Source organism: Mesoplasma grammopterae ATCC 49580 (genome assembly GCF_000701525.1).
Lineage (GTDB): Bacteria > Bacillota_I > Bacilli_A > Mycoplasmatales > Mycoplasmataceae > Mesoplasma > Mesoplasma grammopterae.
Genome location: NZ_JNJC01000004.1, coordinates 1 through 10,616, shown reverse-complemented (window position 1 = coordinate 10,616; position 10,616 = coordinate 1). Strand labels below are relative to the sequence as shown.

The window sequence follows — 10,616 nt, the reverse complement described above, 5'->3', positions numbered from 1 at the left end:
AAACCATAAACCAAAAACATATAAAAAAGTTTATAATATTATAGATATAAAGGAGCATCATGACAAAAGAACAAGCAAGCAAGTTAATTAATGATTTACGTGAAAAACTTAATGAATGAGCAAAACAGTATTATGTTTTAGATAATCCAAGTGTTGATGATGCTGAATATGACAAAACCATTCATCAACTTATTGATCTTGAAAATCAATTTCCTGAATTAATAACATCTGATTCTATAACTCAAAAAGTTGGTGGAATAATAAGTGATAAATTTGAAAAACACACACATAAATATCCAATGTTAAGTCTTGGTGATATTTTTTCTTGAGATGAGTTCATTAACTTCAATAAACAAGTTGCAAAAGTTACAGACACAGAAAACAATGAATATACTGCAGAACTAAAAATTGATGGTTTATCAATATCTTTAATTTATAAAGGTGGTGTATTACAAAAAGGTATAACTCGTGGTGATGGTAAAGTCGGTGAGAATGTTACAACAAATGTAAAAACAATTAAATCAATACCATTATCAATACCTTCAAAAGATGAAATTGAAATTAGAGGAGAAGTTTTTTTAGGTAAAAAAGAATTTGCAAAAATTAATGAAGAAAGATTATTGAATGGTGAACAACTTTTTGCTAACCCAAGAAATGCAGCAGCTGGAACTTTAAGACAATTAGATTCTAAAATAGTTGCTGAAAGAAATCTTGATGCGTATCTTTATTATTATTTTAATGAAAATAACCCAATTAATACACAGTATGAGTCTATTAATCAAATAAAGAATTTAGGTTTAAAAATCAATAAAGAAACTAAGATTTGTAAGACATTAGAAGAAGTAAAATCATACATTGAATATTACACTAAAAAAAGAAACGAATTAGATTATGAAATAGATGGTATTGTATTTAAACTAAACGATAAAAAATTACAAGAAGAAGTTGGATACACAGCAAAAACACCAAAATGAGCAATTGCTTATAAATTCCCAGCTGAAGTTAAACAAACTAAATTATTAGACATATTCCCCACTGTTGGAAGAACTGGTAAAATTACATACAACGCTAAGTTAGAACCTGTACAAATTGCTGGTACAACAGTTTCTGCAGCATCATTAAACAATGCTGAGTATATAATGGCAAAAGACCTTAGAATAAACTCAATTGTTAAAGTAAAAAAAGCAGGAGATATTATTCCTGAAGTTATTAGTGCTATTAAAGATGAAAATTTTGATTTATTACCAATTTGAGAAAAAGATGTTCAATGTCCTGCATGTAATGAACTTTTAGAAAAAACTTCAACAGAGGTTGATCAATTTTGTGTTAACTTTAACTGTCCAGCGCAAATATTAAGAAGTTTAGAACATTTTGCAAGTAGAGGTGCTGCAAATATAGTTGGTCTTGGTGGTCAAACAATTAAAAAATTATTTGAAGAAAAATTAATAACAAATATTGCAGATATTTTTAAAGTTGAAGAACATAAAGAAAATATAATTAATTTTGAAAAATTTGGAGAAAAAAGTTTTGAAAACTTAATTGCTTCGATTAAAGAATCTAAAAATAATTCATTTGAAAAAACTTTATTTGGTTTAGGTATTAGACACGTTGGTTCTAAGACTGCTCTAACTTTAGCTCAAATATATAAAAATATTGATAATCTAAAAAATGCTACATATGAAGAATTAAGTTCAATAGAATCAGTTGGAGAAGTGTTGGCTATGTCGATTGTAGATTGATTTAAAATTGAGTCTAATTTACAATTAATTAATGAATTAAAATCATTTGATGTTAATTTTGAATATTTGGGTCAAGCTAAAAATACCGAATCAACAATTAGTGAAAAATCTTTTGTAATAACAGGTACACTATCAGAATCTAGAGATTATTTTAAAGATATAATTGAATTAAACAATGGTAAAGTTATAGGTTCTGTTTCAAAAAAAACTGATTATGTTTTAGCAGGAGAAAATGCTGGAAGTAAATTAACAAAAGCTGAAGAATTAAACGTTAAAGTTATTAATGAAGAAGAGTTCTTTGCAATTCTAAAAGGAGAATAAAATGAAAGATAAAAAGTACTATGAAGAGTTAGCTCAAGATTCAATGTTAAGATTTTCAGATGCAGAAATTGAAGAGATTGTAGCTAAACAAGAAGATTTAAAAAAAGAATTTGCAAAAGTATTAAAAATCGATACAACAAATGTTAAACCATTATTTTATCCTTATGATGATATTCATTCATATTTAAGAGAAGATGAAGAAACAACAACTATAGATCAAAAAAAAATATTGTCAAACGCACCAACTTCAGAGGGTGATTTTGTCACAATTAAAAAGGTGGTTAAATAATGAATTACAAAAATTTATCAATTATAGAATTACATAATAAAATTATTAATAAAGAAATAACTATTTTAGAGTTAACTAATGCAGTAATATCTGAAGCTAATAAAGTTAAATCGTCTAATGCTATAAACAAAATGAATGAAGAAAATGCTATTGCTTTTTCTAAAGAAATGGAAAAAGTATCAAACGTAGATTCTTTATTGTATGGAATTCCTTACTTTGCAAAAGATAACTTTGCAACAAAAGGACTTGAAACAACTTCTTCATCTAATATTTTAAAAGGGTATATTCCACCATTTAATGCAACTTCTATTTCAAAATTAGAAGATAAAGGAGCTGTTCTAATTGGTAAAGCTGCTCTTGATGAATTAGGAATGGGTGGGGTTGGACTTTATTCATGTAATGGAATAATAACAAATCCTGCAGATAGCAATAGAATTATTGGTGGAAGTAGTAGTGGTAGTGCTTATTTAGTAGCAAAAGGTATTGTTCCATTTGCAACAGGTAGTGATACTGGGGATTCAATCAGAAAGCCGGCTTCTTTTAACAACATAGTTGGTTTTAAACCATCATATGGAGCAATTAGTAGATATGGTTTATTACCTTATTCTCCAAGTTTAGATACTGTTGGTTTCTTTACTAGAAATGTAGAAGATATGGCAGTAGTTTGTGACGCTACTTTTGGTTATGATGTTAAAGATGCAACAAGTCATGAAAATAAATCTATAGATATGTTAGATAATATTTCTAATATTAATAAATCAGTTAAATTCGGATATATTAAAAAAGTCATTGATGATTTAAATGAACAACTAAAAAATTCATATTACCAGTTATTTGAAACTTTAAAATCAAAAGGGTATGAAGTAATTGAAGTTCAGTTTAACCAAGAATTACTAGATTCATTATCAGCTATTTATAAAATGATTTCATTTAGTGAATCTGTATCAACTAATGCAAACTTAGATGGTATTAAATTTGGACAAAGAGCTGCTGGTTCTGATTATGTTGAAATAATCACTAATTCAAGAACTGAAGGTTTTGGTAATGAAGTTAAACAAAGATTCCTTGTTGGAGCATTAAATTTAAACAAAGAAAATCAAACAATTTACTTAAACAAAGCTAAACAAGTAAGAAGATTAATTGTAGAAGAATTAAATAGAGTATTTAGTAAAACTGATATTTTAATTATTCCCCCAACTGATAATGTAGCCCCATTAATTGATGAAAGAAAAATTAATGTAAGTCCTGAAAAAGAATACTTAAGTGATATATTAACTTTAGCAAACTTCAATGGTTCACCATCAATCACAATTCCTTTTGTAAAAGAAGGAAAACTTGGTATAGGAATTAATATAAATACAAAACCAAAAGAAGATCTATTATGTTTACAAGCAGCTAAATTACTTGAAGATATAATTGGTATTAAAAACGAAATAGTGGAGGATTAAGATGAGAAATTTTGAAATAGTTATTGGTATTGAAAATCATGTTGAATTAAAAACTACATCTAAGATGTTTTCATCTGCTCCAGTAAGTTATGGAGAAACTCCAAACACAAATGTTAATGAAACTGATATGGCTTACCCTGGAAGTTTACCAACAATTAACAAAAAGGGAATTGAATTAGCAATTAGAACTTGTAATGCTTTAAATATGGAAATAGATACTTTAGTTAAATTTGATCGTAAGAATTATTTTTACCCTGATTTAACAAAAGGATACCAAATTACACAACAATATAATCCAATTGGTAAAAATGGAAAATTAAATATTAATGTTAATGGTCTAACAAAAGAAGTTGATATTGAAAGACTTCACATGGAAGAAGATACAGCAAAACAAATTCATAAAAATGACTTAACATATATTGACTATAATAGAGCTGGAACAGGTTTAGTTGAAATTGTTACAAGACCAGTTTTAAGAAGTGCTGATGAAGCTTGTGCTTATGTAGAGAAATTGAGAGAAGTTTTACTATTTTTAAAAGTAAGTGATGTAAAAATGAATGAAGGTAGTTTAAGAACTGATGTTAACATTTCTATTAGACCTTTTGGAACTCAAGAATTTTCTAATAAAGTAGAAGTTAAAAACCTAAATTCAATTTCAAATATTAAAAAAGCAATTGAATTCGAAGTTGAGCGTCAAACAAAATTAATGTTAAGTAATGAAATTATTATTCAAGAAACTCGTAGATTTGATGACACAACAAACTCAACAGTTTCAATGCGTAGTAAATCTGATGCTTTAGATTATAAATATTTTAGAGAACCAAACATTATGCCAATTCAGTTAAAAAAAGAATGAGTTGAAGATTGTATTAAGAATTCACCTGAGTTAGCTGATATTAAGAGAATTAAATATGCTAATGATTATAAAATATCAATTAATGATGCAAACATTATTTTAACAAGTATTGAAATGACTGAATTTTTTGAAGAAACTATTAAATTTACAAACAACTATACAAAAGTTGTGAATATTTTAATAAGTGACATCCAAGCGCAATTAAATAATGAAAATACAACAATTGATAAATTAGCATTATTGCCATCTCATTTGGCTGAAATGATTAATTTAGTTGATCAATCAGTTATATCATCAAAACATACAAAAACAATTTTGCCAATCATTATGAAAGACTCATCAAAATCAGTTATTGAAATAGTTGAAGAGTTAAACATAAAAATGATTAGTGATGAAATTGAAATAGCTGCTTTAGTTAATCCGATTATTGATGCCAATTTAGAATTACTTGAACAATATTCTGAAAGACCAGAAAGAGTTACAAAAACAATAATGGGTCAATTAATGAAAGTAACTGGTGGTAATGTAAATCCAGAAGCTGGTATGAATATTATTATTAAATTAGCTGAAAATAAAATAAAGTAAAAATAAAGTAAAAAAAATGAAGCGTGCGCTTCATTTTTCTTTTATAATTATTTTCTAACTATTGGCCCAGTTAAAACTAAGAAACCTAAGATTATAACAACATAGAAACCTATGATTGATCCAACTGCAACTTTTACTCCTTCAGCATTTAATAATGTGATGTTACCAACAATTAATAAAATAACTGAAACAAGCGCAAGTCCAACTGAAGCTGAGTTAAATAATCTAGCAAAAGCATCAATACCTAAGATTCCTAAAATTAATCTAATAACTACAGGAACTATTGCTATACATGCTAATGCTAAAGCTGCTGAAATCATACTGTTAACACTTTTGTGTAATTCTTCTAATCCAACAGCTCCATATTTAATAACTGATCCGCCTTGTTTAGCACCTAATCCAATCCCAAAGATTGTGATAATTACTAAAACAGCAAAAGCTACAGCTGCAACAACTGAAACTAAAGATCATAAATTCTTTTTAGCTCATTCTTTCATAAAACTTCCTCCTTGTTTAAGATTATAAAGAAATTTTAGTAATTTTTAATAAAAAAAGTAGTTAATTAATAACTACTTCTATTTATTTTTTAAAGCCTTTTTATTTTTTTCTTCATTTGTAACATCAATTGTTTCATTAATATTGTCATCAAAAATAATTGAATCAAATAAATCATCTGCAGCTGTTGAATCAAATAAATCATCATCCTTATTTTTGTCATTAGATGTTTTATTATTTTTGTTATTGTCATTTTCAAGTTCTTCGAAGATTATAAGTTCTTCATTATTTTCTTTTTTATCTTTAGAACCACCTTGAATTTTTTCAGCCAGCTCATTAATTACTGTTGTTCTTGCAAAAACCACAACATCATCGTTTTCTTTTAATTCAGTGTAATCATCTGGTAATAATATTTTACCCTTACGTCTTATTTGAATAATATTAAAATCTTTTGAAGTTGAAAGCCCAGCTGCTAAAATTGTTTTATTAAAGATATTGTGATTTGCAACACTTAAAGTTGTTGATACAAAATCTTCATCAATAGATTGAACGTCTACATCTAGATCAATATTAAACATTGATCTAGCAGCAACTATGTTTCCAGCTAAAGCATCAGGAAGAATAATTTGGTTTTCACTTAAACCTAAAGCTGTAAGTATTCTTTTGTGTTTTTCATCTCGTGCTCTTGCTATAACATTTTCACATTCTAAGTCAATTAAATTTAAAACTGTCATTAATCCCGCTTCAATATTAGTTCCAACCCCAACAATAACAACATCATATGCCTTAATTCCATTTTTAGCTAATGCCATTTTATTAGTTGAATCTAAAACAATTACATCAACACCATATTCATATTCTGATAAATGCAAGTTAAGTTTATCCTCATCATAATCAAAAACTGTAACTTGCTGTTTTTTATCAACAAGTGTTTTAATTACTGATAAACTGAAGTTCGATACTCCAATAATTGCAATACTTTTTTTCTTTGCCATTTAATATACACCTTCTTTGATACTTTAATAATTATACATTTGTAATAATTAAATTGTATAATAATTACTATGAATGGGGGTAATCAAATGTCTACCAACACAAATAAGTCCAATAAATCTAAATGACTACACTTTAAAAAAAATAAAGAACAAAAAAATAAATTTGATCCCCATAAAGCTTTTTTAAAATTAAAAACTTGATGACCATTGTCTAAAGTATCAGGAAGAATATTTTTAATTTATTTATTTATAGTTTTATTTGGTGGTTTCTTATTATGTATACCAGGAATTGTTGTCAATAATGATTTAAATGGATATGATTTCAGATGAGATTATTTAACAGGTATTTTCACAGCATCAAGTGCTTTTAGTGATACTGGTATTAATATTATTGATCCTTCACATGACTATACTTTTTGAGGACAATTAATCTTACTTATTCTAATTGAAATGGGTGGGATTGGTGTTTTAACTTTAAAAATTATTTTATTTATTTCTATTAATAAAAAAATATCACTTAATGATACTGTTGTTGCTCAATCTGAGCGTGGAAATGATGTTAAATCTTCAACAATTGAATTAATCAAAGATGGATTTATATTTTTAACTTTTATTCAATTGATTGCAGCAGGGGTTTTATTCTTTTTATTTTTCTTTTCTGAACCAGGAACTCAGTCATTAAATGGAAATGAATTAAATGTTGTATCACCATATCATAACTTTATAAAATCAATCTGATTTGCTATTTTTCACTCAACAAGTGCTATTAATAATGCTGGTTTTGATTTACTCTCTACAAATTCATTGCAGCCATATAATGTTGAAGGGCATCAAGCTTATGCTATTCAAATAGTTTTTTTACTTGAATGAGTTATTGGGGGATTAGGATATCCAACGTTCCATGATATTAAGAAAAAAATGAGAGCTAGAAGAGTTGGTCAAAAAGTAAAATTTAGTTTATTTACAAAATTAAATTTCTGAGTTTACTCAACACTATTTGTCGTTGGACCTTTATTAATTTTTCTTAGTGAATATTCAAATCAAACAAACTCATTAATTTTTAATTACTATACATATAATGTTGATCCGTTAACTCAAATGCCAATTAATGTAATTGTAACTGAAGCAAAACCAACCTTTGCTGTTGCTATGGATATAATATTTAATACAACAGCTTGTAGAAACGCAGGTTTCTCAACAGTACCAATAAATGATTTTAATGCATCTTCTAAAACGATATTATCTTCATTAATGTTTATTGGTTCTGCCCCTTCTTCAACCGCAGGGGGTATTAGAACAACAACATTTGCTATCATTTTACTTTCAACATGAGCAATTATTAGAAATAAAAGTTATACAAGTGCTTTTAAAAAAGTAATTCCTGCAGAAACTGTAAGAAGAAGCTTTTCAGTATTCTTTATTTCAGTATTTATTTTAACTATTGTTATTATTTTAATTTATTTTGATTCAAATGGATTCTTAACACCAGGAATTGAAAACGGAGTTGCTGGAGAACTTGTGCAAAATCAAGGTGATGCAAGTATTGTTCAAATTTTAACTTTAATAACTAGTGCATATGGAACGGTAGGAATGAATCCATTTACACAACATCAGATGTATAATTTTGGTGTATTAACTAAATTGTTAATTATTTTATGTATGTTCTTAGGACAATTAGGAATATCAAATACGTTATTAGCATTTATTAAACCATCAAGAAAAACAAACTTTAAATATTTAGAAGAAAACGTAACTATAGGGTAGGTGATATTATGATTATTTTAGACGGAAAAAAAGTAGCATCAAAAAGAAAAAAAGAGTTAACTGCTAAGATTTCAAAATATCACAATAAAGGTTTAAGAAAACCTAAATTAGTTGTTATTATGGTTGGTAATGATCATGCAAGTGAAGTTTATGTTTCTCATAAAATTAAAGTAGCTAATGAAGTTGGGATTTATTCAGAGCTTTTAAGATTTGATAAAGATATTAAAAAGGAAGAGTTGTACAATAAAATAAATGAATTAAATAATGATCAAAATATAGATGGTATTTTGCTTCAATTGCCATTACCTATTGATTTTATTGAAGAAGATTATTTACAAGCAATTACGCCATCAAAAGATGTTGATGGATTCCACTATATTAACCAAGGCAAAATGTTACAAGGTTATGATACAGTTTACCCATGTACACCTTTAGGAATAATTAACTTATTAGAAGAGTACAATATAAATGTTAAGAATAAAGATATAACTTTAATTGGAACAAGTAATATAGTTGGTAAACCTTTAGGTATGATGTTATTGAATAATCAAGCAACTATAACAATGTGTAATAAGAATACTAAAAATATTAAAGATCATACAATTAATGCAGATATTATTATTAGTGCTACAGGAAAACAATTTATTATTACAAAAGATATGATAAAAAAAGATGCAGTAATTATTGATGTTGGAATCATTAGAGATCCAGTTACAAATAAACTTGTTGGTGATGTTGATTTTGAAAGTGTTAAACTAAAATCTAGTTATATAACTCCTGTTCCAGGTGGTGTTGGTCCAATGACAGTTATTACATTAATGGAAAATACATTTATGTTATATGAAAAACATATTAATAAATCAAAATAAAAACGCTTAATTGGCGTTTTTTTATACAAAAATTAAAAAATAATAAAAATTATTAAATTTTATTTACAACTTATTTTTTATATGATAAGATTTTTATTGTCCTTTGATGGATAACAAAATTAAATATATAACCAATAAATTTGTATTTGGCTTTTTAGCTCAGTTGGTAGAGCAACCGGCTGTTAACCGGTTTGTCACAGGTTCAAGTCCTGTAAAAGCCGCCATTACATTTGGCCTGTTGGTGAAGCGGTTAACACACACGGTTTTCATCCGTGGACACACGGGTTCGAACCCCGTACAGGCTACCATTTATTATTGGAGTGCTAGCTCAGTTGGGAGAGCTCCTGCCTTACAAGCAGGCGGTCAGCGGTTCGAGCCCGTTGCACTCCACCATTTTTTATGCTGACTTAGCTCAGTTGGTAGAGCAACTGACTTGTAATCAGTAGGTCGGGGGTTCAAATCCTCTAGTCAGCACCATTATCAACATTTAAATGGCACCATTGGTGCTTTTATTTTTGATTAAATTATTATTTTATTTATTACATTGATTAATTAAAAAATAAATGATATTATTTTTATTGTCCAAAGTTAATGACTCGCTAGCTCAGTCGGTAGAGCAACTGGCTTTTAACCAGTGGGTCCGGAGTTCGAGCCTCCGGCGAGTCACCATCCTGCGGGATTGGCGGAATTGGCAGACGCACTAGACTTAGGATCTAGCGTCTTCGACGTAAGGGTTCGAGTCCCTTATCCCGCACCATAAGAAAACAAAACTAGTATACAAAAATTGCTAGTTTTTTTATTTGCAAATATCACTAAAACTTCTATAAAAAAATATTCTAAAAAAATGTAAAAAAAAGATTGCATTGAAAAACAAAATAGTGTATATTAATTATTGTGCCCTTAAAAGGCAACAAATGATCTTTGAAAACTAAATAGAACAACAATTGTACAATCCTGTAACAATTTCAAATTGAGTACAGAATAATATACAAAAAAATATAATAGTCAGAATCAAAACAGTAATTTAAAATGAGAGTTTGATCCTGGCTCAGGATAAACGCTGGCGGCATGCCTAATACATGCAAGTCGAACGGAGGTGCTTGCACCTCAGTGGCGAACGGGTGAGTAACACGTATCTAATCTACCTTCTAGCGGGGGATAACTTTTGGAAACGAAAGGTAATACCGCATGTGGATGTTATTATCGCATGAGAAAACATTCAAAGATCCGTTTGGATCACTAGAAGATGAGGATG

The 10,616-nt window shown here is 27.9% G+C and carries 8 protein-coding genes, 6 tRNA genes and 1 rRNA gene; 13 read left to right on the top strand and 2 right to left on the bottom strand.

The window, feature by feature from the left end; genetic code table 4:
• The first annotated feature begins 59 nt into the window (after window positions 1-59).
• Genes ligA through gatB form a run of 4 tightly spaced genes read left to right on the top strand, consistent with a single transcriptional unit; the run spans window position 60 to window position 5,238 of the window.
• The gene (gene ligA, locus T314_RS0101590; protein ID WP_029511900.1) at window positions 60-2,060 is read left to right on the top strand and encodes an NAD-dependent DNA ligase LigA; all 2,001 of its coding nucleotides are present in this window, start codon (window positions 60-62) and stop codon (window positions 2,058-2,060) included.
• Window position 2,061: 1 nt separating this feature from the next.
• Window positions 2,062-2,349: an Asp-tRNA(Asn)/Glu-tRNA(Gln) amidotransferase subunit GatC gene (locus T314_RS0101585; RefSeq protein WP_029511899.1), complete on the top strand. Its 288-nt coding sequence runs from the start codon at window positions 2,062-2,064 to the stop codon at window positions 2,347-2,349.
• Entirely contained in the window at window positions 2,349-3,797 is a 1,449-nt protein-coding gene (locus tag T314_RS0101580; RefSeq protein ID WP_029511898.1) for an amidase family protein, read from the top strand. The genes T314_RS0101585 and T314_RS0101580 overlap by 1 nt, the downstream gene beginning before the upstream one ends.
• Window position 3,798: 1 nt before the next feature.
• The gene (gene gatB, locus T314_RS0101575; RefSeq protein WP_029511897.1) at window positions 3,799-5,238 is read left to right on the top strand and encodes an Asp-tRNA(Asn)/Glu-tRNA(Gln) amidotransferase subunit GatB; all 1,440 of its coding nucleotides are present in this window, start codon (window positions 3,799-3,801) and stop codon (window positions 5,236-5,238) included.
• A gap of 47 nt (window positions 5,239-5,285) precedes the next feature.
• Here gatB and T314_RS0101570 read toward each other — a convergent pair whose 3' ends face one another.
• Both T314_RS0101570 and T314_RS0101565 read right to left on the bottom strand, forming a co-directional pair.
• Complete coding sequence (locus tag T314_RS0101570; RefSeq protein ID WP_029511896.1) at window positions 5,286-5,735, bottom strand: hypothetical protein; 450 nt, start codon at window positions 5,733-5,735, stop codon at window positions 5,286-5,288.
• A 78-nt stretch (window positions 5,736-5,813) separates the two neighbouring features.
• Complete coding sequence (locus tag T314_RS0101565) at window positions 5,814-6,728, bottom strand: potassium channel family protein (RefSeq protein WP_029511895.1); 915 nt, start codon at window positions 6,726-6,728, stop codon at window positions 5,814-5,816.
• Between the two features lie 87 nt (window positions 6,729-6,815).
• Between T314_RS0101565 and T314_RS0101560 the strand changes: the two genes are divergently transcribed.
• The 9 genes from T314_RS0101560 to T314_RS0101520 all read left to right on the top strand — a co-directional run.
• Window positions 6,816-8,492 (top strand): TrkH family potassium uptake protein, encoded by a 1,677-nt coding sequence (locus T314_RS0101560; protein WP_244147236.1) that lies wholly within the window; start codon window positions 6,816-6,818, stop codon window positions 8,490-8,492.
• An 8-nt stretch (window positions 8,493-8,500) separates the two neighbouring features.
• On the top strand, window positions 8,501-9,361 hold the full coding sequence (locus tag T314_RS0101555) for a bifunctional 5,10-methylenetetrahydrofolate dehydrogenase/5,10-methenyltetrahydrofolate cyclohydrolase (RefSeq protein WP_029511893.1): 861 nt from the start codon (window positions 8,501-8,503) through the stop codon (window positions 9,359-9,361).
• A 148-nt stretch (window positions 9,362-9,509) separates the two neighbouring features.
• Window positions 9,510-9,585: transfer RNA gene (locus tag T314_RS0101550), tRNA-Asn, on the top strand.
• An 8-nt stretch (window positions 9,586-9,593) separates the two neighbouring features.
• Window positions 9,594-9,669: transfer RNA gene (locus T314_RS0101545), tRNA-Glu, on the top strand.
• Between the two features lie 9 nt (window positions 9,670-9,678).
• Window positions 9,679-9,754: transfer RNA gene (locus T314_RS0101540), tRNA-Val, on the top strand.
• Window positions 9,755-9,762: 8 nt separating this feature from the next.
• Window positions 9,763-9,838 (top strand) — tRNA-Thr (locus T314_RS0101535).
• 116 nt (window positions 9,839-9,954) lie between these two features.
• Window positions 9,955-10,030 (top strand) — tRNA-Lys (locus T314_RS0101530).
• A 4-nt stretch (window positions 10,031-10,034) separates the two neighbouring features.
• Window positions 10,035-10,118 (top strand) — tRNA-Leu (locus T314_RS0101525).
• Window positions 10,119-10,386: 268 nt separating this feature from the next.
• Window positions 10,387-10,616 (top strand): 16S ribosomal RNA (locus tag T314_RS0101520); the annotation flags it as partial.